We start from the raw sequence: 23,572 nt of genomic DNA, 5'->3' as shown, positions 1-23,572 counted from the left end.
CCGATACCGACCCCCTTCTTCGATAACAACCATGAACGAAAACCACACGATCAGAAATGCACGGATCAAGCATCATCTGAACCTGGTCGATCCGATTGCAGGGCATTACGCAAGACGATCAGGTCTGGATCGAGATGATCTCAAGCAGGTGGGCAGGCTTGGGTTATTGCGAGCGGCAGAAGGCTATGAGCAAGGTCAAGACAAACCATTTGAGGTGTTTGCAAGGCCTCACATCAGAGGAGCCATTCTTCATTACCTCAGAGACAGCGTGGGACTGGTGCGACTCCCTAGACGGCTCCAAGAACAAGCCCAAAACACAATTAAAAACACCTCTTCAGAACCGCAACAAGCTTCGATGTCAGCGGAGATGGAACTTCAGGTCCATGCCTATCGCCGTCGTCAATCGTGGGAGCCCCTAGACGAAAGCAGGGTGGCAGCAGACCAACCTGGATGGGAGCCGATGCTGATGCAGGAAAGCGCCCGCCGAATCTGGAAGGCCATTCACCAATTAGCGCCAACGGAGCAAAAGGCGCTGATTGAGGTCGTGATCGAAGGTGCCAGCCTCCGTGTTGCTGGGACAAAGCAGGGTGTCAGCGCAATGACAATGCAGCGGAGGCTGAAACGGGCCCTAGCCCAATTGCGGCAGGAGTTGGTAGATCAGGATTCGTCGCTGTGGTCGCGTTGAATTTGGCCCTCAAGTGTGGTCATCGCCGCGTTGACAGCAGCAAGTTGACGCTCAAGCCCATCGCGCCAGAAACGGAGCATCTCCAACTTGCGTTGTTGGTGATGACTCCGCCAATGACTGGAGGACTCACATGAGGGCTGGCAGAAAAATGGAGGCAACATGCGTAAACACACGATCTTCCATAATCCTGGCGAATTGTTCCAGAAATCGAGACTGCCAACACACACTTGGCGCTTCTGAACCAGACGATTAGGTTTGGAACTTGCGGAAGAATCCAGCCGCATGGAACAAAACCAGTCTCGCGTGTCGCACCGATTATCAAAACTGGTCCTAGTCAGCGTCGCAATTGCGACATGTGATTTAGGTGTCGTGGAGAAGGCGCATGCTTACGTGCCCTTGATGGCTGGGCAGAGAGCTCGTGCTCTTAATGGCACCTTTAATAACGTTCCAGTCCTTCATTCGAACCAACCCGAAATTGTCAAAGGGCCTGGGATCCTCGTCAATACAGCTCCAGGTTCAGCGGTCGCCGCTGAAAACAACCAGCCATTAAGGAATGCTGAATTCACTTTTAATGGCGAATTCGGGTTGCATATGCACCATAAATACTATCCTCAAGACAGCAGTAAATTAGGTGGTCGTCGATCCAGAGGATTGCTAACAGTCGCAGCAATTGCTATCAACCCAGGTAGCAAACCTGTGACCCTCAAATTTAAAAGAGGCTCTGTTAAAAACAGTTTTGAGGCGCCCTATCAGTCCAATCGTTTGATGGGCGTAAAGCCCCTTGGCCGTCGTCCATGGAATACGGGCCCAGGTGACGCCACAGCAGTGCAAATGTTGAGAGGCGAACTTGATCGCAAGCTCCCACGGCAAATAACGATCCCAGCTCGAAGTCGCAAAGTGATTGTGAGTTCAGTTCTTCCTGCGAGAGGAATTATGAACGGTCTATTGAGAGGTCGTAGTGACGGGCCATTCCAACTAGCTGTGGTAGCAGCAGAGGAAACAAACCAAGAGCAAAAGCTTATTGCTGTTCTTGATAGCAATAGACTGGCACCGGGGCGCATTTATTTGAACCGTCTCAATGAGATTCGTACCGGAAAAGTATTTTCAAGAGTGGCTGGTGTGGCCCTTGGTGACGAATACAAAGCCTCGATCAATCATGACCTCTCACAAAGTGCATTGCACATTCCTTTAACAAGCACTCGCAAGCATCACTTTGGAACGAGAGATATTCAGGTCAATCAATTATCAACACGGATGATTGATTCCGCTCTTAATAATGTTGGTACCTACGGAGTGCGCTTTGATGTTGAGCTGAATCTCTCTGGCATTGGGGCTCATGAGTTGGTTTTAAGCCATCCAGTGGCATCCGGTCGAAAACCTTTCACAGCTTTTCGGGGATCGATTGGGATCAAAAGTCAGGAAGGCTATCGAGAAGTTCATGTTGGGATGAAATCTGGGCAGAGCCTGCCCCTCGGCCAAATCAATGTTCAGGCAAACGCTGTCAATCCCGTCACAATCAGCGTTGTTTATCCAGCTGATGCCACGCCAGGACACTTGTTAAGCGTGGTTCCAGTGACCCAGCTCGCAGTGCTTCGTCGGCGTGAAGAGTTACTGGAAGCAGCAAGAAAAGCTGAAGCAGCAGCGAAAAAACGCAAGGTTGTTCCGCCAACGCCTCCACCGGCGATCAATGCGCAGCCAAATCCCCCTAAGGCGAAAGACAACAAGCCAAACCCCATCATCAGATCTCCTCGACCTGTAGCCACACCTCGGACCACTCCGAAACCAGCCCCAAGAATTCAGCCTTCAACGATTGCCGCGCCATCAAGTGGTGCCAATCAGTTGCCAGCAGCGATGATCATGCCTCAGCGCGTTAACGATTCATTGGAGCAGCGCTATCGCGATGCCATCAAGGCTCAGCAAGATTGGCTGCGCCGACTGCAAGGTCGATAGGCTGCGCGCATCGTTTTACTCGGATCATCGCGGCAGGCTGAATGGGACGTCGGATCACACTTGAACTTCCTGATCATCTCGTTGATCGCATCGACGAGCTGAAGAGAGAGTGGTGCATCAGGTCCAGAGGAGATTGCTTAACGCGATTGCTGGAAGAAATCTGGACTGATGAGACGGATTTTGAGACAGACCTCGAGGCAGGTGTCGCTGATCTTCTCAGCACTGGAGCCAACAAGGAGCCAACGGACGACGTATCAGTCGCGACCTCGCCTGATGCCATCGAATTAAAGCGAGACCAGCGACCAACGGAACCCTCCTACAACGAGGACCGGGCCATCGTCTTGGTTCGCCGTAGTCAAGACCCGAAGGAGCAAGACACAACATCAGTGCTCACCCCCGACACCAGTCAGCCGAGGGAGATCAACACAAAAAAACGAGGCATTGACTTACCTGGATTTGTGCGAAGCCGCACGCAGGCCATCCGAACCAGCCTTCAACAGCCTCAAACACCAGAAGAAGGGCGTGACAGTCCCTTTGTACCAGTGGTGAGCTTTGATCACTTAACCGCTTGCTGCAATAAAGCCATCGATCACTGGACCAGCCTGTATGGATCAGCGCCAGGGGCAACGGTTCTTGAAGCTGTGATGTTGTGGATGGCCCGAGATATTTGGCCCCAATTGGACGGAAGCGAGGGGCGCACCTTCACCTGGAGCCAGGTCAACCAATCAATGCAGGATGTCTGCACTGATTGGTCCGTCCAGTCTCCAAAATTTGAACATGTGATTGTCGCTGCTGCAGTTCTCGAAGATCCATTTGCCGCAGGCAACGTGGAAGATCGCATCCCAACGTTGATTCGTCGCTTTGTGAACCGCTTCAAACGAAGTCGGCGTGTGACGTCCTTTGAAACCTTGGAATCCACCATGACCTTGCATGGTGCGCTGCGATTGCTAGATCTTCCAACGCAAGCTGGAGCCTCCCTCACTCTGCGTACCATCCGAGACGCTTACAAGAAAAAAGCGATCGAAGCCCATCCAGACGCCGGGGGATCTACGGATGGAATGAGACGACTGAATGAGGCTTATCAGATGCTGCGGGAGCTTTATAGAGACAAAGAGTCTCAGTAATCTCAAACATGCATCAAAATAGGACTCACAATAAGACAAACTCAAGACGACTAAGAATCACAGATCTCAACTGAGTCTTATAACTGGTCTCAGAGCGAGTCCCAAACCAGACAAAAGATTGATTTGTTGTTATGAACTCACTTTTCGATTTTTTTAAATGCAAGCCTTGCCAGTTTCCTCATTCATAGAGCCAACAAAAATCAATCGATCATCCAGACCCAAGCATCAAAAGCGCTTTGAGAAGCAACGAATCGATCGCCTACACCCTGTCCAAGTCCATCAATCGGATGTCCAAGCGATTCTTGGCCAATAAAGACACAAGTGGTAGTCCCATTTTTAAAGCTTGCGTACCTGCTGTAGACACAGTGACGCAAGACCATCAGACGACCTGAGCAGGTCTATGACTTAAGCCACCTTGCGCAGCAAGGCAACAGCGCTGCAGGCTTTTGCCGCACCAAGCGAAGGAAACAACAATCTCAATCGAGACTTATTTCAAGACTCAAAGCAAGTCTCATTCGCGACATACGAAACAATATTTTCGGGGATCACCTCAAACGAGCCCCTTCGCTCTGAAACGAAGCGCAGCTGCAATCCACAACGAGAAACCCGCCTCAACAATGCAAGGCAAGCCCGCCTTCAGCAACCAAAAACAAGTCTCATGCGTCTAATTCAAGACCTTTAACTGGACTCATTAAATGTCTCAGGTGAGACTATTGCAAACAGTTTTGAATCTCTTTGGCATTAAAAAGCCGCCCGTAGGGGCGGCTTTCGAAAAAAAGCAAGACCGTTTAAGTCGAAGTTTGCATTCCTTGAATGAGGTAATCAAAGTATGGAGCTGCGAGGGCTTGCTGATCTTCGGAAAGAAGGGTCAAGGACGCCTCTCTCATACAGCGCATGGCTTCCACCATCCCAGGCATCGGGACTCCAAGACTGTTGTACATCTCACGGGCGCCAACAAGACCAATCTGTTGGATGAGCTCCGTACTTCCCGCAAGAACTCCGTAGGTCACAAGGCGCAAATACCAGCTGTAATCACGCAGGCACTGGGCGCGTTGCTTCTGACCGAAGGCGTTGCCTCCTGGAGCAACGTATTCAGGTTTTCGTGAGAACAGCTGTTTGGCGGATTCATCAACGATTTTCTTCTCGTTCTCTGTGAGACTTCGAACAACAGATAAACGAATCGAACCCTGGCTGAGAAAATCAACCATTGATCGCAGTTCACCGCTGCTGGGGTAACGCAGATCGTCATCTGCTTTGAGAATCAGATCCCGAACAACGCTCATGTCAGCTGGCAAGCTTGGATGATTCTAGAGCTATCGATCGCTTCGCATGAAGTTGCAGCGATTGGTGTTACGCCTTTGCAATGGCCCAGTCCTTGAGCAACCCACCAGTAGCTGGTCAAATCATCACCGTTCTGGGGAGCGATCTCAACCATCAGGGCCTCGGACTCGCGCGCTGGCAAGGCTGGGTGGTGATTGTTCCCCAGTTGCTTCCAGGTGAAGAGGCCCAGGTGCAATTGCTGCAACGCAAGAAGTCGCAATGGTTTGCGCGCCATCTCAAAACACTCGTTGCCGCTCCAGGCGCGAGAAAACCTCCGTGCATCCTTGCAAAAGACTGTGGGGGTTGTTCTCTGCAACACCTCGAGGAGAGCATTCAGTCGGAATGGAAGCGCACGCGACTTGAACAGACCCTGAAACGAATCGGTGGGATCGACATCCAGTCGCCTGCCCCGATCCATCACGATCTTGAACACTTGGGCTACCGCAATCGAGCCCTCATTCCTCTGCTTCGACAAAACGATCAGCTGCGTTTGGGTTACTACCGACGCGGAAGCCATCGCATCGTGAACCTCAATCGTTGTCCTGTTTTAGACCCACGCATCGATGCCCTCATCAAACCCCTGAAACAGGACCTTGAAGCCAGCGGGTGGCCGGCTGATGCTGACCTGCATGGCGAACTGGGGTTGCGCCACCTTGGTTTGCGCGTGGGTGTGCGAACCGGGGAACTGCTGATCACGCTGGTCAGTGCAACCAGCGAACTCAACGGTGTGAAAGACCTGGCCGTGGAGTGGATGAGCCGTTGGCCTGCATTAGCCGGTGTGACCTTGAACCTGCAGCCGCGCCGGAGCAACACCGTGCTCGGTGCGATCACCCACACCCTCGCGGGTCGAGATTGCATCAGCGAACGCTTCTGCGATCTTCAACTTCTGCTTAAAACAACCACCTTTTTCCAAATCAACACGGCGCGGGCGGAGCAGATCGTGATTGTGTTGCGGGATTGGCTTTTGAAGCGTGGGGACTGCAAACGCTTAATCGATGCCTATTGCGGCATCGGAACCATCAGCTTGCCGATCGCTGCAACAGGCATCAGCGTGGTTGGTCTTGAAATCAATCCCGCTTCTGTTCAACAGGCACAACAAAACGCGGCCTTGAATGGAATCACCGATGCCAGCTTTGAAGCGGGTGATGTGGCCTTGCTGCTAAGTGATTACCTTCCGGATCACGATGCTCTTGTGGTGGACCCACCGCGAAAAGGATTGGCGCCAGATGTACTTGACGCCATTCTGAATTGCCCGCCCAAGAGCTTGGCCTACTTGAGTTGTGACTCAGCAACCTTGGCGAGGGACCTCAAGAGACTGGTCTCAGAAGACGGTCCCTATGCCATTGATCGCATTCAACCCGTGGACTTTTTTCCCCAGACAACCCATCTGGAATGTCTGGTGCTGATGAAGCGCATCAACTGCGCAGTTCAACCTTGAATTGTTGAACCAAGGCTTGCCGAACTTTGTCTTGCACGGGCTGAAGTTGCTCATCCGTAAGCGTGCTGTCTTTACCTCGATAGCGAAGTCGAAAGGCTTGGCTGCATTGATCATCAGGAAGTTGACCTCCTTCAAATCGATCGATCAACTCCACACTTTCTAGAAGTGGCTTGCCAGCTTTACGAATGGCTTGCATTAAGTCTGCAGCTGGCAATGTCTTCGGCACAAGCATCGCAAGATCCCTCTCCATCGCTGGCAGTGTCGAGAACGCTTTGAAGGAAGGCACCCAGCGATTGCGACGCGTCACCGCTTCCAGGAGACGGGGGAGATCAAGATCAAACAGGTAGGTGGCGTCGGGGAGCTCGTACTGAGCACACAAAACCGGATGGAGCTGACCAAAGCAACCAAGGGTGCGGCCTTCCACCACCACCGCTGCAGCCCGCCCGGGATGAAGACGGGGGTCATCCGCTAGGGGACGGTCTTGGGTTTCAAGACCCAAGGAGTTCAAAACAGTGGCGAGTGCTCCGCGAGCCTTGAAGTAATCCGGAGCGAGTGCCTTGCCGCTGGTCGCCCAGCGTGAAACACGCCGTTCTCCGCAAATCACGCCGCCGAGACGTGCTGTCTGCACAATCTCTCTGTCCTGGGGATGGAAAACATGACCAATTTCGAACAGCCAACAACCGGGTTGAGAAGCCTGAAGATTGCGTTGGCAAATCTGGAGATGCTCCTGCCAGAGCGTGGTTCTGAGATGGCTGGTTTCCGCCAACAGTGGGTTACTGATTGGAATGCGATTGGGATCATCCGCATCAGCGCCCGTAAGCGATAAGCAGGTGATCTCTTGAAGCCCTGCACTGCAAAGGCGGCGACGCAACCGACGCTCCGCCTGCTGCATGTCCGTAAGACCCCCGGGAGCCAGGGGGTCAGGCAAGTGAGCACCAAAACAGTCGAATCCCACAAGACGCGCCACCTCCTCGATCAGATCCACCTCGCGAAGAAGATCCATCCGACGGGAGGGAGGCACAACCACCGTCCAGCCATCCTCAGTAGAGCTGAGGTGGCAGCCGAGTGCGGAAAGACAATCCTCTACCTGTTGATCACTCACATCGGATCCCTCTTCTTCTTCAGAAGCCAAAGGACCAAGAAGTTGATGAAGAGCATGACGGCGAAGGGTCACCACGGGTTCCGGGCCTTCCTCGGCACAGCACTGCCAACTGCGGCCTGCCACTCCGCCTAGGAGCTGTTCCATCAGTTCGAGTGCACGACCCGCTGCAGGCAAGGTGATCTGACGCGGTAACCCCTTTTCGTAACGAGAACTGGCATCCGTGCGCAACCCTGTTGCACGACTGCTGCTGCGAATCGAGGCGGGAGTGAACAGGGCTGATTCCAACCAGATTTTGGTGGTCGTGGCCGTTACTCCGCTCTCAGCACTGCCGATCACCCCCGCAATCGCAACCGGTCGATCACGACAGGTGACCAACTGAACACGCTCGTCAACCGTGATGGTGCGGCCATCTAATCCCGTAAAGGGTTCCTTCGCCCGTCCTTGCCTAAGTCCAAAATCAGCTGGCTTGAGATCGGGTCCACACAACCGTTCCAAGGCATCAAGGTCAAAGGCATGGAGAGGTTGACCTTGTTCCAACATCACCAAATTGGTGATGTCCACAATCGCGTTAACGGGTTTTACACCAGCCCGGAGAAGTCTCTGTTGAAGCCAGGCAGGAGCATCTTTCCCACCATCGAGACCACTCACTTCGGTCAAGGCGTACACACCCCCCTCTTTCATGGCAGCAGCATGGTCGGCTGAGGGGTTCAAATCAGCTGTCGCCTGTGGCGCCACCGGCTTGGGCAACTGCAGGGCGGCACCTGTCAGTGCCGCCACTTCCCTTGCAATACCTGTCATCGACAGACCATCTGGCCGATTCGCGGTGATCGCCAATTCCAGAACAGTGTCATCCAAGCCAAGGCAAGACGCCACTGCCGTACCAGGTGCCGGAAGGCTTTCAAGCAGATCGTCCAAGACAGCAATGCCGTCAACGTCGGTGGGTTGCCCGAGCTCTGCGAGCGAACAAATCATTCCCTGGCTCGCCACTCCACGCAGCTCACCAGCCTTAATCGTGAGATTGACCGCAGGAAGAACAGCACCAATGGTGGCGACAGGAACATGAATGCCTGCCCGCACATTGCTGGCACCACAAACGATCTGAACCGTCTCCTCCGCCCCTATGTCCACAACACAGACACTGAGTTTGTCGGCATTGGGATGTTTATCGCGCTCCAACACATGGCCCACCACAACACCTTGGGCGAATCGACTCAAATCATCGATCTCCTCCACCTCAAATCCAGCCATGGATAGGCGTTCGCCGAGTTGATCAGCGGCTTCATTTACCTGGACGAGATCCTGCAACCAGGAAAGGGAGACCCGCACGTCAACGTTTCAATCGGATATCGATCCTACGAAGCTCCGCGCAATCATCAAAACTGTTTGTGCTGTCAGCTGAAGATGTAAAGTCGTTGTTTGTTACTACGCTTCGCTTCTGCGGCGCAACGTCCTTTATGGCTAAAAACAAGGGCGTCCGGATCGTGATCACTCTCGAGTGCACTGAATGCCGGTCCGCCTCCGCCTCCGAAAAGCGTTCTCCCGGCGTGTCTAGATACACGACGGAGAAGAACCGACGGAACACCACTGAGCGGCTGGAGATCATGAAATTCTGTCCCCAGCTCAACAAAATGACTCTCCACAAGGAAATCAAGTGATTTTGCAGGTGTCCATCGTTCAACAGCTTTCCTGAGTTATGTCTAGTTCCTTCTTTAAGAAGCGTCTTTCTCCGATCAAACCTGGAGATCCCATTGATTACAAAGATGTGGATCTGCTCAAGAAATTCATCACCGAACGCGGAAAAATCCTTCCTCGTCGTTTGACTGGATTGACTGCCAAGCAGCAGCGCGACCTGACCAATGCTGTAAAGCGTGCACGCATTGTGGCGTTGCTTCCCTTCGTTAACCCAGAAGGCTGATCCACTGGCTTCGTCCGCTCTCCAACCAGGAGATCTTGTCGGCGTTCAAGAGTCGAAGGGGAATCAACTGGCTGTCGTTGAATCTCTTCAAGGCAGCAAAGCGCGCTTGAAGCTTGGATTTGATCGCAAATCCGTTGTATTACCCCAGCGGCAATTAGATCTCATTTGCCCCCTGCCATCTGGAGCTGAGCTCCCCGATGGACTGGGGGCTTCTCCATGGCATCTCAAGGCCGAGCAGCTTGATCCTTCCTGTCTCGATCGTCGCAGTTGGGGCGCAGCTTGGCTCTTGCTCCTGGAATCAGACGAGACGGTCGAGATCGACTTTTTTAGTGATCTCGTCTGTGGAGGGACCAACCCGAGCCAATTAGCCCTGTGTTGGTTGGCCTTGATGGGTCCCCAACTTTGGTTCCGTTACAAACAGGATCAGATCAAGGCTCGCTCGGCTGTCGAACTCAAACCGCTACGCCGACAACAACGGCTCAAAGCTCTTGAACAGCAAGTAGAGCAGCGTTGGAAAAAGCTACTCAGCGCTCGACAACAACTTGATCTGCAAAGCCTTCCACCAGCGCTTAGCAACAGGTTGGAACAACTCATGGACGTGGTTTCAGGGTCCCTCGAATTCGCCCAACTTGACCGGGTCGTTCAGCAAAGCCTGGTGGGTCTGCGTCTTGATCAAGACCGGGCAGATCTTCGCCTTCTCTTGGTGGACCTCGGCCTTTGGGACCCCCATCAACTGGCATCGATGGCTGGCACAACCTGGTCATCAGGATTCAGCCCGGCTCTGCTCGAGGAGGCTGAGCGATTGGTGGAGCTCAATACAAGCGAACGCCCCGGTGACTCCAAGCGCATCGATCTTTGCGATCAACGCTGCGTCACGATCGACGATGAAGACACGCGAGATATTGATGACGGGATCGCGCTGGAGCGTCGCGAGGATGGCACGCAACGACTCTGGATTCACATCGCAGACCCGGGGCGACTGATCGATCAAGACTCAGCTCTCGACCTCGAAGCCAGGCGGCGCGGAAGCAGCCTCTACTTAGCGAAAGGCAATCTGCCGATGTTTCCAGATTGCTTGTCGACAGGGCCTTTCAGTTTGCGAGCACGCACGCGAACGGCTGCCTGGAGCATTTGGGCTGAACTCACCAGCGACGGTGAGCTCGGAGATCACGGAATCCAACGCAGCTGGGTGCAACCCACCTATCGACTCAGCTATGAAGACGCCGATGAGTTGATCGAATTAGCGCCACCAGAAGACACCGACTTAGCAGAATTGGATGCGCTTCTCAGCCGTAGGCGGGACTGCCGAGTTCGCAATGGGGCCCTTCTCATGGATCTGCCAGAAGGCAGGATTCGTTGTCGAGATGGTCAGCCCTCTCTTGAGGTCAGTGAACCTGGGAGATCCAGGCAGATGGTGGCTGAAGCGATGATTTTGGCTGGTGCGGTGGTAGCCCGAATTGCGGAAGTGCAGGACCTGGCTTTGCCATTCCGCAGCCAGCTCCCCGCTGACCTCCCCCCCAGCTCCGAATTGGAGGCACTGCCAGATGGAGCCGTTCGATTCGCTGCTATCAAGCGCTGTCTCAGTCGCGGATTGATGGGAACGCAACCTGCGGCCCACTTCAGTTTGGGACTCGCCTCCTACGCCCAAGCCACATCACCCATTCGCCGCTATGGCGATCTTGTTGTGCAGCGGCAATTCCAAGCCCAACTCAATGGCGAGGAAGCCCTGGATCGCGATGCCATGCAACTGCTCATCAGCGACTTTGATGCAGCGGTGCGTGAAGGCATTGGTATTTCGAGGGAAGACCAACGCCACTGGCAACAGGTGTGGTTTGAACTCCATCACAAAGAGCAGTGGGCTGCTCAGTTCTTGCGCTGGTTGCGTCCTCAGGATCAGCTTGGACTGGTGCGCATTGACGATCTAGCCATGGATGTGGCGGCTGAATGTCCAAGAGATTCAGAACCAGGTGAGGGCCTGCTCGTCAATGTGCAGCATGTTGACTCGGCTCGTGATCAACTCAGGCTGGTGGCTTCTGCTCACTAAATCCCCCTGGAGCCCTGCAGGCTGATGCCCCGTAACCAGGGCCCCCAGGGGTTGGCCACCGCGAGCAACTCAACGGCCTTCGGGCGTTCCTGATGCGCCAGCCAACTGCTCAAGTCAGGCTCGAGGGTGATCAAGGGCCAACGCCGGCCGCTCACAAGTTCCAATTCGTATCCACCTTGGCCATCAGGCAGCAGCGTTCCTGACCAAACATCCTGTTGAGGCTGGGGAGGAGGTGCCATCCCAGACTGAGCATCAGAACCGAGCCAAGACCCATCGCCGCCGAGGAGCTCAGGGTTATCTAGACATGCGCGCTGTCTGTGTTGCCAATCTGGATGATGCCAAGGAGTGTCCCAAAGCGGAACGATTCCAGAGGGGGCTGTGGGCTCCTCGATCAGGAGCTCTTGAAGGAGGCGAACGGGCAGAGCAGCGAGTGGACGCTGGAGCCGAATCGACAAGGCCGCGGCTGCTCCAGCAGCCTGCCCCACATTGAAAATAAGCGGTTGAAGCCTTGTGGCCCCGTTGGCCATATGGCTAGTACTGAAGGACTTGTCAGCGCTCAACAAGTTCTCCAGGTCAGCACTGACTAGTGCTGGATAGGGAATGCAAAAGGGAGTCCCGGACCAACGGCCACCCCAGCGACAGCTTTTGGGGGCAAGCGGCCAATCAGGACCGGGATAGTGATGGTCGTTGGCGTAATTGCCAACAGCAATCGAGTCCAACGCACCAGCGTCATTGAATGGAAGCGCAGCGATCGATTGCCCGGTCGTCTGAGGCAGGAGCTCCTGTTCGATCACCGTCTTGAGACCAACCATCCGGCGCCCCTCACGCCAATAGGGCATGGCCGCCAACCAGGGAGCAGGACTCCCAGACTCGTGGGGGAACGCCTCGCCCCGCGTTAACCCACCGGCACTACACCGCAGAAGTTCATCGGCAAAATGCAGGCTGTGGGCTTGCATTTCAGCCATCAGCTCCTGCTGGACCTTGGGATTGGGGTCGAAAGCTCGATCTAATCCTCGATGCCAGTCGTTGCCATGCAAGGGCCAGTTCAGCATCACCAATCCCCCAGGCAAGCGCCCGTAACTGATGGTGCGATTCACACCAAAGGCTGCGCAGGCCTGTTCAAACGGCTCCGACAACACAGGGGGAGCATCGAGTCCCCGCTCTGAAGCAGGATCAGCGAAAGGGTGATCGCTGTGCAACTGACCCATCACCACCCAGGTGGGTGACTGCACTGGCTGCTCTCGAAAAAAGGCTTCCGTTTTAAGACGATGCGCTTGAGGCGCGCTCGGTTCCCCCCACAGCTCCTGAGCCTCCCAACCCAAACGAAAGGGTGCCTGAACCAAGGGCAGTAACTCTCCGCGATCACTGCCATCGATCACCACGTCGCAACCAATGCGATGGACACCTCCAGCGCGTTCGATCAGCACTGCTTGCACCGCTGATCCTGAACGTTCCACATCCAGCAGCTGACAATTAGCCCACCACTCAAGATTCGGGAGTGCCTGCACCCAATTTTGAAGAATCCGTTCAGCTGTCGTTGGCCGATAACCAAAACAACTCACCCAGTTCTGATCGAGGCCTTCTGGCTCGGTTTGATAAAGAGCCCTGAGGAAGGCACCCCACAAGCCGGTCTGCCAAGGGGCGAGTTCATTGCCATCAGGACAACACACTCCCGCTGTACTGACCATTCCTCCGAGCCAACGACCTGGGGTGAGCAGAAGTGTCTTGGCACCGGATCGAGCAGCCTGAAGGGCGGCGGCAACACCGCCCGTGCCACCACCCCAGACCACCACTGGGCTATGGCAAGTTTGCGTGGTCATACCTGAGCCGATTCGCGACAGCTGATCCGCAGTTGTTCATCCATGGAAAGGTGGCCAAGACAACGAAAACGCAGCGCTACTAACTGCTCGTACAAGGGATTGATTTTGCACATCGCTGGAACATGAACCAGCTTGCGGCCAAACAAAATAATGTCTCGCTCAAAAGGGCACTGAGAGGGAATCAGCTGAACGATGAAGGACGAAATCCTCTCGTCACGAGGATCCAAATCATCGAGCCATTGCTTCAGGGGATCCAAGGGTTTCCAAGGCTGAGGCTCCCGTGAAGAGCAGGGAACCAAGCTGTTAATCAGTTCACTGTTGAGGCCAAGCGCTGAGGCCCAGGTTTGGAGTAAATCAAGTTCAGATTGGCTGAGATGACCATCCGCTAAAGCAACCACGACCGCTGACCTCAGGAATTGCTCCGCACGATTGGGATCCGAAGAGAACAGACGGTTGATGTCAGAACAATCGGGAGCACGGCAGTGGTTCCAATCAAAACCTTGAAGTGGACAGTCTTCATTGAGCTGCTCGGCCAGCAGCCGCCGTTCCTCAGGATCGAAGTCTCCATCAACAAGGGCCAACTGGTGCAACGCTGCCAGCCAAGTTGACCTGGCCTCATCGACAGACGCAACGTTGAGAAGTGGCATGACGAAGCGAAGGGAGGTCGTTAGGATCCAAGGCCGGAAGGGGATCACCCCGGGACGACCATGATTTATACCCTTACAACCCCTCTTTACTACGTCAACGACAAACCACATCTAGGTAGCACTTACACCACCGTTGCCTGTGACGCACTGGCTCGCTTTCAAAGACTTGAAGGCCATGAAGTGGTCTTTGTGACTGGCGTGGATGAACATGGTCAAAAGATTCAACGCACAGCCGCTGATCAAGGAATCAGTCCTATCGATCACTGCAATCGGGTCACAGCCAGCTACGAAAAAGCCTGGAAAGAATGGGACATCAGCCACGATCGATTTGTCCGCACGACATCGGCTCGCCATTTACCTCTCGTCGAACAGTTTTTCCAACGCTGTGAACAGGCTGGAGATATCCGTAGCGGCCGTCAAACCGGTTGGTATTGCGTCGGCTGCGAGGAGTTCAAAGATGATCCTGCCGAAGCAATCAACCCAACCTGTTCCATCCACCAGAAACCATTGGAATGGAGAGATGAGGAGAACCTGTTCTTTTGTTTATCGCACTTCCAGGACAAAATTGAAGCTCTTCTCAACCAGTCTGATTTCATTGCACCAGCAAGTCGGCGCAAAGAAATTCAGAATTTCGTAGCGGGAGGATTGCGCGACTTTTCCATTTCAAGGGTCAATGTGGACTGGGGATTACCTGTACCAGGACATCAAGGCCACACCTTTTATGTTTGGTTTGATGCCTTACTTGGCTACCTCACAGCTCTATTAGATGACGGTGGGAGTATTGACCTTGAACGCCTAAACGCTGTTGGCTGGCCTGCAGATCAACATGTGATTGGCAAAGACATCCTGCGTTTCCATGCTGTGTATTGGCCAGCAATGTTGATGTCAGCAGGTTTACCTCTCCCCAAAAAAGTATTCGGACATGGCTTTCTCACCAGAGAGGGGCAAAAAATGGGCAAGTCGATTGGCAATGTTCTTGATCCAGACGTGCTCTTGGATCGTTGCGGCACCGATGCCGTGCGCTGGTATCTCTTGCGCGATATTCAATTTGGAGATGATGGTGATTTCCAACAACAGCGTTTTGTTGATCTCGTCAACAATGACCTCGCCAACACCATCGGCAATTTACTAAATCGAACCTCTTCGATGTCTCGCAAATGGTTCAACGAGTCCACACCCATCGTTGAGTCCAAAGACAGCGATCACCATGCGTTACGCCAAGCAGCCGAAACAGCCATCGCAACTGTCCGCGAGTCCATGCCCTCCATGGCCTTTCAGAAAGCAGCTGAGGCCATTCTTCAGCTTGCCATTCAAGCGAACGGATACCTCAACGACCAAGCGCCTTGGAGCAAAATGAAGAAGGGTGGTCAAGACGCCGAAGTTGCTTTGGATCTCTATGGAGTCCTTGAAAGCGCTCGACTGGTGGGTTGGCTCCTGCAACCCCTCGTTCCCGATTTAAGCGAGCGGATTTTGGCCCAGCTCAACCAATCCTCAGATGTAGACAACTGGTCTGGACAACTGGTATGGGGAGGCCTCGAATCAGGCCATCCCCTCCCCCAGCCTCAGCCGGTCATGCAACGACTGGAACTCGAAGAAGCACTGTGACCTTCGCTCAGCGCTTTCACTTCGGCAGCTTGCTGAAATGCACCATCTGGATCTCTCCAGTGATACTCAGTGCGCTTGTACAGGGCTGTGCCTCCTCAACAGGGAACCGTTCGCAAGCAGTGGCACCGCCGCCATTTGTCTTTCGCAAGCTGGAGCTTGAACAGAAAAAATCGAGTGGAGATGTCGACTGGAAACTCTCGAGCCCTGAAGCTCGCTATGAACTCTCTCGCCGATTAGTAAGGGCGAAACAACCCGTAGGAGTTCTCTATAGCAAAAACAAACCATCCTTCAAAATCAGAGCCGATTTCGCAATCGTCATCAACGATGGACAACAAATCATACTCGAAGGCGATGTTCAGCTTCAGCAAGTTAATGGCCAAAAAATATTAATCAAGGGCGAAAGATTGCGTTGGCAACCACAACTTTCCCGCCTTGTAATGGAACAACAACCAAGGGCTTTTAATCAACGATCACGAATTACAGCAACCGTTGCCATCCTGCAGCAAGATACCAATGAGCTCACACTCAGCGGTCCTGTTCAACTGGATCGCTGGCAAGACAAGCTCGCGCTCACTGTCAAACCGGATACGGCGGTACGCACAGGCAAGGCATTTTGGAACCTAGACAACGGCGCCCTCAAGGCTGATGGACCAGTTCTGGGTCAACGCCGTGATCAAGAGGGCGTTGTTCTCGAACAACTTGAAGGGCGGGAATTGATCGGCAACACTCAGAGAGGTGTGATCACGGTGAAATCTCCTGTGATTGTGACCATGCCAAAAAATAAAGGCCTTCTACGCGCCAAAGACACCAGCTGGAATTTCCGAAAACAAACCCTGAGCAGCAACGACCCCTTTGAAGGTTTGATCAATCAAACCCAGATCAACGGTGAACGGTTCCGAGCTGAACTTGATCAATCCTCCGTTGTCATCCCCGAAGGCTGTCGCATCCAACAACCAGGCGAACGCTTAGAAGCTCGCCAATGCCGCTGGAATTGGCAAACGGACGAAGTGTTGGCGTCAGGAGGGGTTCGTGTGGAACGTGAGAGCAACAATCAAATCACCGAAGCCCAAACGCTGAGTGGATCTGTGGGAGACGAGGGGACACTGACGTTCTCAGCACCAGGCAACAAGGTGCGTTCCCAGCTCACGATTGAGGAGAAGACAAACGGTCAGGATCAGACATCCAAGCGTTCTCAACCTCCAGTGTTGTTTTAAGACGTTTTCGATTGGTATATGACTGAAATCCGTTGCCGTAAAACTGCCCATGCCCAAGAAGGATCAGCTACCTAAGTACGAGAATCTTGACAAGCTGGGTGTCTCACGATTCAGCGGACAATCCCCAAGTGTTTGGTAATTTCCACGCAGCAATAGTGGCACTAGTTATTGCTTAACCAAAAATTGACAGTGATGATAATCCTCTCTAAGACTGTAGCTCGCCATTTCTTTGGGGATTCAGCCCAAAAGCAACCCGAGCTACCAACACCAAAACCAACTTTTAAGTATGTATACTTGACGTTTTTGTCAAATCTCAAACAACGAATAATCGACAACTCGTTTGAAGAAACAAAGTCAATTTAAATCCATGTCTCCCTCCTATCCTGAAGCCTATCGACGCGCTCTTGACCTGTTTACCGAGTCAGTCATCAAACCAGATCATGAATTAAGAACAAATGCGGCCTATGGGAAATGCTAAGCAGAACTTATGGAGGTTCGCCAACACTACCTAGCATACTGGAAACACTCTTAAAGATATCCATGATATTGAGTCTGCAGACGAAAGCGATGAAATCGAAGTCAATAAAAGTTTATCACCAAAAGGAATCAATGCGGATGGCTTTCTCTCATGGCGAAATGATGTAGACAACCAATCACTATCCATGAATTGGAGCTAAAAAACAGAAGGCATTAATGGTGTCAACTCATAGATCATATCGATAACTATCTAGAAACCCCCTTGGTGGCGGGGTTTCTAGAGTCTGAATAATCTCCAAAAAGCAAGATTCCGATCAGCACATCCCTTCCCATCAGGTCCTGAATAGACAGTTGAACTGCCTCCTTGCATACCGTCAGGTTCGCCAGGTGTGGTCATATCGGCCTTCGCAAACCCGGAGAACGCTTAAGCAAACGTCGAGCAGACATCCATCCAGCGATTAGAAGTTTTCAATTAGTGCATTGGACACAACAGCAGCAAGGGCTAGGCAACTAGCAACAGCGATGAAGCCCATGGGAGAGACTTGAACACTCCATGATCATTTCTCCTTAAGAGGACTATCGTCTGTCTCAGATGAGACCATTTTGAGATCAATCAAAGCTTTGCAAGCTTTAAGAAAAGGTGAGGTGTCCATCCAGAAACCGCACTACATGCATTGCCGCATCACCGTTAACTAAAGTGATGTAACCGCCATCCGCATTGGCGTTCAAAACATTGTGTACATCCCGGGGATCTCACGCTCCTCCTTCAAGGAGAACATGATCCCTCAACCAGTTGTTATCAGCCTCAAAACTCAGGAATGCCGATGGCTTGGCCTCATCAAATAGGTTGATAACCAGCTCCTGTGATCGAGGTAGGAAAGAACAAAGGGTTGGGCGTTATCAGTCCTCAAAAAGTTGCTCTTACGTTGCCCATCCCGCTAAGGCAACTCAAAAACTTATGAGCTGAGACTCACTGCAGCTACAGCCTCTCTACTTCTGAATCTGCAACACTCAATGTTGTTTTAAGACGTTCAGCCCAACCCATTAGCCAACGCTCATCGGATCGACTGAAACATCGCTCCGACCAGCCACCAATCACCACCCAGCCACTCTCTCCAAGAGGTTGCACCATCACGGAAGGCAAGCCGGGCAAAACGGGATCAAACTCAGCTTTGCCTGGGTAGAGGGCTGTTTTTACAAGAGAAATCAGTTCTTGCTTTTGAACGGATCGTCGACAGATCTCACCAGGTTCAAAATCACCAGTACCCAGAAGGCCCCGGCGAAGTAGGACCGAACCCTTCCAAAACACAAGAATGGTGGCTGCAGAGGTCGCAGTCAGAAATTGATGGCTACCCCACGCCATTTCAGCTCGTACAGCATCGGGTAAATCGGAGGAGAGGACAAAACCCTGTTCACCCTCCAGCGCAACCGCTTCCGGACTGCGTGGGGAGGCCCTGGTCCAGAGGATGGATACGAGCATCAAGCCAACCCCCGCCATCCCGGCAAGAACATCGGCTCGCTCCAGGCTTGGTGTAATGGTTTCAGCGGTGCTGGCGTTAAGGATCGAAAGCCCCAAAACAAGAACACCTGCGAGCAAACACCATTGGTGGGATCTCAACATGTTTTGCAACTCATGAGCAGTCAGATCAATGCACTTTTGCTGAAATAGAGGTCAATCCTCCAACGCTGATGACCGAATCCGAAGCCTTTGCCGCGATCGCGCTGGCCACAGTGGCTTGCGATGGAGTACTGGGCAAAGATGAAGCACATGCTTTAAGACTTCAATTGGAATATCGAACCCCTTACAAGGATCGAAGCGAGAGTGAGATGGCAATGTTGTTTGACCAACTACTCAAACGCCTTCGCGAGAAAGGATCAAGTCAATTGATCAAAGATGCCCTACCCCAACTCAAAGAATCCCAAAAGGAAACGGCTCTCGCTGTGGCCGTGCAGCTGGTTCACGCTGATAGGACTGTGACCACTGAGGAACAAACGTTTCTCGACGAGCTCGCTAAAAGCGTCGAGCTCCCTCAAGGCAAAGCACAAGCCGTCATGGACGCGATCATGGCCTTGAATCACGACAGCCTTGCCAGCTGACGACAGACCCCACTCATCGAACGCCTCATGATGCCTAGCCCCTTCAAGTCTCTGCAGCTGCTCATCGCCGCATGTCTCTGTTTCTTTTTGGCAGTGCCAGCAGGTTTTGCCTTGTCTCCCCAAGACCTACCAGCCCAGCCACCGGATAATGCCGTCCTGGATTCAGCTGATGTGCTGAGTCGGGCTGGAAAAAATGAGATTGAAACGCGACTGAATCAACTGGAGTCTTCAAAGGTGGACGCCAGAGTCATTACCGTTCGCAAACTTGACTACGGGCTGAGTCTCACGGGATTTGGGGAAGAGTTGGTTGAACGTTGGTCTAATAACGACAACACGAGTGAGCGTCCTCTCATTCTTTTTCTCGAAGAAACTCAGAACAAACAAGCTGCGATCGTTGTCTCAGCAGAGCTGAGTGATCAACTGCCAGAGGCATTGCTTCGCAGTACCGCGCGGACCACGATGAGTCAGCCGATGCGAGATGGCGAGCGATTCCGCCAGGCCTCCATGGATGGAATTGAACGCATTGCAGTGGTTCTCAATGGGGGCGAAGATCCAGGCCCACCCATTCAAATTGAACGCACCGCTCTTCCCACAAACGTTCCCACAGTTGAGGAAACGAGCGAAAGCAACGCCTTCACTTGGGTCATTGTGCTGCTGGTGGTGGGAACCATTGTGCCGATGGCCACCTGGTGGGTCTTCTCCCGCTGATCTGCTATGGCATTTCGCAATTGGATAGGAGCCTTTGGCAATGCCAACGCGCTTGATGTCAACTCTGATCTCGATCGAGGCTATGAATCGGCTCTATTAATCCAGAGCTTGGAACTGGAGTATTACGGCGACCGACCCATCCGTCCCGAACTTGAACTCTCTGTTCCGAAATCGGTTCAAGCGACAGTGCTGCGCAAGTTTCGAGTTGCAATCAATGTATGTCGTGCATCGCTAGATCAACTGGAGTACCAGCGTGCCCAGCTAGATCCCCAGGAATTGCGTCAACTTCAGCTCATTGAAAGTGTCGTGAATCGCTATAGCCCTAAACGGGCTTCGGCGGCTCCGACCATGACTCGAGCTCCAGATCCGCTGCCGCGCTCCCTGCTCGGAGTCTTCGACAAGGTGCGCAGGCAGCTCAATCCAGCTGGAGAAGCGACATTAGTTGCAGGCTTTCGAAGACGCAGGGATTCGACGCTGATCTCGCTGAAGGTTCTTTTACTCCTGATTCTGGTGCCACTGTTAGTCCAACAGGTCAGCCGCACTTACATCATTGGTCCTGCTGTCGACCGCTTTGCTCCAGACCTGCCATTCTTGAGTTACCCAAAGCCACAACTTGAAGAACAGGCAGTGGAAAAGTTGAGAGTGTATAAGGCAGAGATTGAATTCGATGCTCTTCTTCGCGGTGACTCAATCCCAAGCCAAGAAGAACTACAACAACAATTAGGGAAAAAGGCTGCTGAGCTCAAAGAAGAGGCTGATGCTGAAAGCACCCATGCTATAAAAAATGTTTTAGCGGACATATCAGCCACGCTTGCCTTCGTCATGGTTTGCCTGTTCAGCCGCGAAGAACTCAGGGTTCTTCGCGGCTTTTTTGATGAGGCTGTTTACGGATTAAGCGACTCAGCCAAAGCCTTCGCGATTATTCTCTTCACCGACATCTTTGTTGGATTCCATAGTCCAGAAGGTTGGACTGTCCTGCTTGATGGTATTGCCAATCACTTTGGATTTCCAGCCCGAGAAAATTTTATCCTTCTGTTCATCGCTACGTTCCCGGTGATTTTGGCAACGATTTTCAAATATTGGATCTTCCGTTATCTCAACCGTGTCAGTCCATCTTCTGTCGCCACATTGCGAGGCATGAACGGAGGCGGATAAAGCCTTGGCTCATTCAAACAAACAAAAACCAGAGGTTCCCAACGGACTCATTGTTGTAAGCGGGCCAAGCCGTGGAGGAAAAAGCCGGTGGGCTGAACATTTGCTCAGCTCTCAAGAAAGGGTCACCTACGTCGCAACTTCTGCGCATCGGTCGAATGATCCAAGCTGGGATGAACGGATGCGACTGCATCGAGAAAGAAGACCCGTGCACTGGCAGCTACGCGAGCCGGGAGCAATGCTTGCTGAATGCATTCGCACAGAAGAGGCCCATCACCCCTTGCTCATCGATGCCCTCGGTGGCTTTACAGCAGTGCACCTCGATCGCGATGATCATCAGTGGGAGCAAGAGGCTGAAGAGCTGATTGAAAGTCTTCTCACGCGAATATGTCCCACCGTGATTGTGATTGAAGAAACAGGCTGGGGCGTGGTCCCAGCCACCAAAATCGGCGGATTGTTTCGGGACCGCCAAGGCTGGCTGGCTCAACGATTAGAACAACACGCAACAGACAGCTGGCTCGTTGTTCAAGGAAGAGCTTTGAATCTCACCCAATTAGGCATACTCGTACCGTGAAGAAAGCTTCAAGAAATCAATCCATTAGCAATCAATCACTAGATCAGCAGTCTTTGATCCAAAAACCTTTGAGGGTGGCACTATTTGAACCACGAATACCTCCAAATACAGGTAATATTGCTCGTACTTGTGCTGCTTTTGGTTTACCACTAGATTTAATTGAACCACTTGGGTTCAGCCTTGAAGATCGTTATTTAAAAAGGGCTGGTCTTGATTATTGGCCTCATGTTGACATCACTATCCATAAGGATATTGATGCATTTTTTGAATCTCTTGCTCAATCCTCAAGGGTGATTGGCTGTAGCCGTCGAGGAGGGGTTCCTCTTCAAGAGATGCAGTTCCAATGGGGAGATATTTTGTTGTTCGGTCGAGAAGACACTGGCCTATCGGAGGCAACACGCAGCCGTTGCACTCAAATCACAACCATTTCGATGCCCTGCAGCGCTGGTGAAGATGGCCAAGGGGGCGTGCGAAGCCTCAATCTCTCTGTGGCTTGTGCCATCGTCAGCCACCAAGCCGGTTCCCAACTTCAGTTGTGGTAATTAGCAAGCTGACACTTCAGCCCTTGCGCCAACCTCCTACACCCGCTACTTTCAGGCCGTTCCTGAGCTGTGGTGGCTTCTCCAGGAGCACTACCAATTGCTGATTCAGATGAAGCCCCTTCTCGTTCTCGTCACGGCAATCGCTTCAGGAACGTCTTTATCTGTTCTGGCGCAGCATCCAGGCTTCGCGGACGCTGAGCACGTACAGGTCCCATTTCTTCTGGCATCGGCACCAGCAACTCAAAGCAGGATTTGGGTGAAGGTCTCGACGAAGAGCACTCTTAAAGGTATAGCCGCGGATCTTGGCCTTACCTCATCTGATTTAACCGCTCTTAACGACCAGACATCCTTTGAAGCGCTCAAGGCTGGTTCATGGATTGTCCTCCCTGCTGACGCTGAGGAAAGCCTCGCAAATACAAGCCGTCTTGACGGATCAACGATTCTCCATAAGGCACCTCTTCAATCTCCTCCAGATCCACAATCCGTTGTTCGCATCAAAGCGAACGAATCTCTCTCGACCTTTTCGCGAGACCAAGGGCTCAGCTTGAGTGAATTGCGCTCGCTTAATCCCGGTCTAGATCTAGCCCGTTTGACCATCGGCAGCGAAGTGCGAGTTGCCAAAGCTTCACCGCGGGCCCTGTTGGCGATTCGCCCAACGGTTTCAGGCGGCGCAAGTTTTCCATCTCTACCCCCATTGCCTGGAATGGAGGATGGTGGTGCCGTTGGGAATCAATCCTTCATGTGGCCCACAAAAGGAGTATTTACCTCGGGTTTCGGATGGAGGTGGGGCCGCATGCATAAGGGCATCGATATTGCAAACAACGTTGGCACCCCAATTGTTGCGGCCAGAGATGGCGTCGTGAAATTTTCTGGCTGGAGTAGCGGATACGGTTATTTGGTGGAGTTAGCTCACTCCGACGGTTCATCCACCCGCTACGCCCACAACAGCCGTCTACTGGTTCGCAAAGGACAGATCATTCCCCAGGGAGTAAAAATCTCACTCATGGGCAGTACTGGAAGAAGCACTGGACCTCATCTGCATTTCGAAATACGCCAACGCGGTGGTTCAGCATTAGATCCAATGGCAAAGCTTCCAGCACGTCGTCGGGCTTAAGACGTCCAGGCGATCGTCTAAAATTTCAAAGTTACGGCTCGGTA

At 52.7% G+C, this 23,572-nt stretch carries 21 protein-coding genes; 16 read left to right on the top strand and 5 right to left on the bottom strand.

Translation table 11 applies throughout. From position 1 onward, the window contains the following. Positions 1 to 31: 31 nt before the first annotated feature. The 4 genes from SynSYN20_RS07210 (at position 32) to SynSYN20_RS07195 (ending at position 3,759) form a co-directional block, all read left to right on the top strand. A complete protein-coding gene (locus SynSYN20_RS07210; protein ID WP_186522588.1) occupies positions 32 to 685 on the top strand; it encodes a sigma-70 family RNA polymerase sigma factor in 654 nt (217 codons plus the stop codon). Beyond that, positions 673 to 819, top strand: a complete 147-nt coding sequence (locus tag SynSYN20_RS14700) for a hypothetical protein (RefSeq protein ID WP_186522587.1) — start codon at positions 673 to 675, stop codon at positions 817 to 819. The genes SynSYN20_RS07210 and SynSYN20_RS14700 overlap by 13 nt, the downstream gene beginning before the upstream one ends. Positions 820 to 967: 148 nt before the next feature. After that, on the top strand, positions 968 to 2,635 hold the full coding sequence (locus SynSYN20_RS07200) for a DUF3370 family protein (RefSeq protein ID WP_186522586.1): 1,668 nt from the start codon (positions 968 to 970) through the stop codon (positions 2,633 to 2,635). A gap of 41 nt (positions 2,636 to 2,676) precedes the next feature. After that, the gene (locus SynSYN20_RS07195; protein WP_186522585.1) at positions 2,677 to 3,759 is read left to right on the top strand and encodes a molecular chaperone DnaJ; all 1,083 of its coding nucleotides are present in this window, start codon (positions 2,677 to 2,679) and stop codon (positions 3,757 to 3,759) included. Between the two features lie 788 nt (positions 3,760 to 4,547). On the opposite strand, the gene SynSYN20_RS07190 is transcribed toward SynSYN20_RS07195, so the two are convergent. Continuing rightward, on the bottom strand, positions 4,548 to 5,042 hold the full coding sequence (locus SynSYN20_RS07190; protein WP_186522584.1) for an allophycocyanin subunit alpha-B: 495 nt from the start codon (positions 5,040 to 5,042) through the stop codon (positions 4,548 to 4,550). 80 nt (positions 5,043 to 5,122) lie between these two features. On the opposite strand from SynSYN20_RS07190, the gene rlmD reads away from it, so the two are divergent. Next, the gene (gene rlmD, locus SynSYN20_RS07185) at positions 5,123 to 6,517 is read left to right on the top strand and encodes a 23S rRNA (uracil(1939)-C(5))-methyltransferase RlmD (RefSeq protein WP_186522583.1); all 1,395 of its coding nucleotides are present in this window, start codon (positions 5,123 to 5,125) and stop codon (positions 6,515 to 6,517) included. Here rlmD and pheT read toward each other — a convergent pair. Further along, positions 6,495 to 8,945, bottom strand: coding sequence for a phenylalanine--tRNA ligase subunit beta (pheT, locus tag SynSYN20_RS07180; protein WP_186522582.1), 2,451 nt, complete (start codon positions 8,943 to 8,945; stop codon positions 6,495 to 6,497). The two genes, rlmD and pheT, sit on opposite strands and share 23 nt — an antisense overlap. 128 nt (positions 8,946 to 9,073) lie before the next feature. On the opposite strand from pheT, the gene rpmG reads away from it, so the two are divergent. From rpmG to SynSYN20_RS07165, 3 genes are read left to right on the top strand one after another with little or no spacing between them, the layout of a single operon-like run. Continuing rightward, positions 9,074 to 9,274, top strand: coding sequence for a 50S ribosomal protein L33 (gene rpmG / locus SynSYN20_RS07175; RefSeq protein WP_011619264.1), 201 nt, complete (start codon positions 9,074 to 9,076; stop codon positions 9,272 to 9,274). Positions 9,275 to 9,312: 38 nt separating this feature from the next. Continuing rightward, positions 9,313 to 9,534 (top strand): 30S ribosomal protein S18, encoded by a 222-nt coding sequence (gene rpsR / locus SynSYN20_RS07170; protein ID WP_006041316.1) that lies wholly within the window; start codon positions 9,313 to 9,315, stop codon positions 9,532 to 9,534. Next, positions 9,488 to 11,578: a ribonuclease catalytic domain-containing protein gene (locus SynSYN20_RS07165; protein ID WP_370586645.1), complete on the top strand. Its 2,091-nt coding sequence runs from the start codon at positions 9,488 to 9,490 to the stop codon at positions 11,576 to 11,578. Before rpsR ends, SynSYN20_RS07165 begins: the two co-directional genes overlap by 47 nt. Here the strand turns inward: SynSYN20_RS07165 and SynSYN20_RS07160 are convergent. Next, positions 11,575 to 13,398 carry an FAD-dependent oxidoreductase gene (locus SynSYN20_RS07160; protein ID WP_186522581.1) on the bottom strand — a complete coding sequence of 608 codons (1,824 nt, stop codon included), beginning with the start codon at positions 13,396 to 13,398 and terminating at the stop codon, positions 11,575 to 11,577. The genes SynSYN20_RS07165 and SynSYN20_RS07160 overlap by 4 nt on opposite strands. Then, a complete protein-coding gene (locus tag SynSYN20_RS07155) occupies positions 13,395 to 14,045 on the bottom strand; it encodes a Mo-dependent nitrogenase C-terminal domain-containing protein (protein WP_186522579.1) in 651 nt (216 codons plus the stop codon). Before SynSYN20_RS07155 ends, SynSYN20_RS07160 begins: the two co-directional genes overlap by 4 nt. Before the next feature lie 60 nt (positions 14,046 to 14,105). Between SynSYN20_RS07155 and metG the strand changes: the two genes are divergently transcribed. Together metG and lptC are read left to right on the top strand one after the other, a co-directional pair. Then, positions 14,106 to 15,650, top strand: a complete 1,545-nt coding sequence (gene metG, locus SynSYN20_RS07150; protein WP_186522577.1) for a methionine--tRNA ligase — start codon at positions 14,106 to 14,108, stop codon at positions 15,648 to 15,650. Then, positions 15,647 to 16,864 carry an LPS export ABC transporter periplasmic protein LptC gene (lptC, locus tag SynSYN20_RS07145; protein ID WP_255476192.1) on the top strand — a complete coding sequence of 406 codons (1,218 nt, stop codon included), beginning with the start codon at positions 15,647 to 15,649 and terminating at the stop codon, positions 16,862 to 16,864. Before metG ends, lptC begins: the two co-directional genes overlap by 4 nt. A 1,456-nt stretch (positions 16,865 to 18,320) precedes the next feature. Here lptC and SynSYN20_RS07140 read toward each other — a convergent pair. Further along, positions 18,321 to 18,962 (bottom strand): cofactor assembly of complex C subunit B, encoded by a 642-nt coding sequence (locus SynSYN20_RS07140; RefSeq protein ID WP_186525331.1) that lies wholly within the window; start codon positions 18,960 to 18,962, stop codon positions 18,321 to 18,323. Between the two features lie 68 nt (positions 18,963 to 19,030). On the opposite strand from SynSYN20_RS07140, the gene SynSYN20_RS07135 reads away from it, so the two are divergent. The 6 genes from SynSYN20_RS07135 (at position 19,031) to SynSYN20_RS07110 (ending at position 23,528) form a co-directional block, all read left to right on the top strand. After that, positions 19,031 to 19,438 (top strand): tellurite resistance TerB family protein, encoded by a 408-nt coding sequence (locus SynSYN20_RS07135; protein ID WP_186525330.1) that lies wholly within the window; start codon positions 19,031 to 19,033, stop codon positions 19,436 to 19,438. Positions 19,439 to 19,468: 30 nt separating this feature from the next. Beyond that, positions 19,469 to 20,146 (top strand): photosystem II repair protein Psb32, encoded by a 678-nt coding sequence (psb32, locus tag SynSYN20_RS07130; RefSeq protein ID WP_186525329.1) that lies wholly within the window; start codon positions 19,469 to 19,471, stop codon positions 20,144 to 20,146. A gap of 6 nt (positions 20,147 to 20,152) precedes the next feature. Continuing rightward, on the top strand, positions 20,153 to 21,301 hold the full coding sequence (gene pxcA, locus SynSYN20_RS07125) for a proton extrusion protein PcxA (RefSeq protein ID WP_186525328.1): 1,149 nt from the start codon (positions 20,153 to 20,155) through the stop codon (positions 21,299 to 21,301). A gap of 4 nt (positions 21,302 to 21,305) precedes the next feature. Beyond that, entirely contained in the window at positions 21,306 to 21,872 is a 567-nt protein-coding gene (locus tag SynSYN20_RS07120) for a bifunctional adenosylcobinamide kinase/adenosylcobinamide-phosphate guanylyltransferase (protein ID WP_186525327.1), read from the top strand. Positions 21,873 to 21,925: 53 nt separating this feature from the next. Continuing rightward, a complete protein-coding gene (locus SynSYN20_RS07115; protein ID WP_370586723.1) occupies positions 21,926 to 22,414 on the top strand; it encodes a tRNA (cytidine(34)-2'-O)-methyltransferase in 489 nt (162 codons plus the stop codon). A gap of 109 nt (positions 22,415 to 22,523) precedes the next feature. After that, positions 22,524 to 23,528 carry a M23 family metallopeptidase gene (locus tag SynSYN20_RS07110; RefSeq protein WP_186525326.1) on the top strand — a complete coding sequence of 335 codons (1,005 nt, stop codon included), beginning with the start codon at positions 22,524 to 22,526 and terminating at the stop codon, positions 23,526 to 23,528. The last annotated feature ends 44 nt before the right edge of the window (positions 23,529 to 23,572 follow it).

Source organism: Synechococcus sp. SYN20, from assembly GCF_014279555.1.
In the GTDB taxonomy this organism is placed as follows: Bacteria; Cyanobacteriota; Cyanobacteriia; order PCC-6307; family Cyanobiaceae; genus Synechococcus_C.
Note: the sequence above shows the minus strand (reverse complement) of the source record. Positions and strands in the feature narration are given on the sequence as shown.

Excerpts from the sequence above, each read along its gene's own strand:
- SynSYN20_RS07160 (WP_186522581.1), bottom strand. The coding sequence starts at position 13,398 with ATGACCACGCAAACTTGCCATAGCCCAGTGGTGGTCTGGGGTGGTGGC.
- SynSYN20_RS07140 (WP_186525331.1), bottom strand. The coding sequence starts at position 18,962 with ATGTTGAGATCCCACCAATGGTGTTTGCTCGCAGGTGTTCTTGTTTTG.
- rpmG (WP_011619264.1), top strand. The coding sequence starts at position 9,074 with ATGGCTAAAAACAAGGGCGTCCGGATCGTGATCACTCTCGAGTGCACT.
- pxcA (WP_186525328.1), top strand. The coding sequence starts at position 20,153 with ATGGCATTTCGCAATTGGATAGGAGCCTTTGGCAATGCCAACGCGCTT.
- psb32 (WP_186525329.1), top strand. The coding sequence starts at position 19,469 with ATGCCTAGCCCCTTCAAGTCTCTGCAGCTGCTCATCGCCGCATGTCTC.
- SynSYN20_RS07190 (WP_186522584.1), bottom strand. The coding sequence starts at position 5,042 with ATGAGCGTTGTTCGGGATCTGATTCTCAAAGCAGATGACGATCTGCGT.
- SynSYN20_RS07135 (WP_186525330.1), top strand. The coding sequence starts at position 19,031 with ATGACCGAATCCGAAGCCTTTGCCGCGATCGCGCTGGCCACAGTGGCT.
- metG (WP_186522577.1), top strand. The coding sequence starts at position 14,106 with ATGATTTATACCCTTACAACCCCTCTTTACTACGTCAACGACAAACCA.
- SynSYN20_RS07155 (WP_186522579.1), bottom strand. The coding sequence starts at position 14,045 with ATGCCACTTCTCAACGTTGCGTCTGTCGATGAGGCCAGGTCAACTTGG.
- SynSYN20_RS07195 (WP_186522585.1), top strand. The coding sequence starts at position 2,677 with ATGGGACGTCGGATCACACTTGAACTTCCTGATCATCTCGTTGATCGC.
- rlmD (WP_186522583.1), top strand. The coding sequence starts at position 5,123 with ATGGCCCAGTCCTTGAGCAACCCACCAGTAGCTGGTCAAATCATCACC.
- rpsR (WP_006041316.1), top strand. The coding sequence starts at position 9,313 with ATGTCTAGTTCCTTCTTTAAGAAGCGTCTTTCTCCGATCAAACCTGGA.
- SynSYN20_RS07210 (WP_186522588.1), top strand. The coding sequence starts at position 32 with ATGAACGAAAACCACACGATCAGAAATGCACGGATCAAGCATCATCTG.
- SynSYN20_RS07200 (WP_186522586.1), top strand. The coding sequence starts at position 968 with ATGGAACAAAACCAGTCTCGCGTGTCGCACCGATTATCAAAACTGGTC.
- SynSYN20_RS07110 (WP_186525326.1), top strand. The coding sequence starts at position 22,524 with ATGAAGCCCCTTCTCGTTCTCGTCACGGCAATCGCTTCAGGAACGTCT.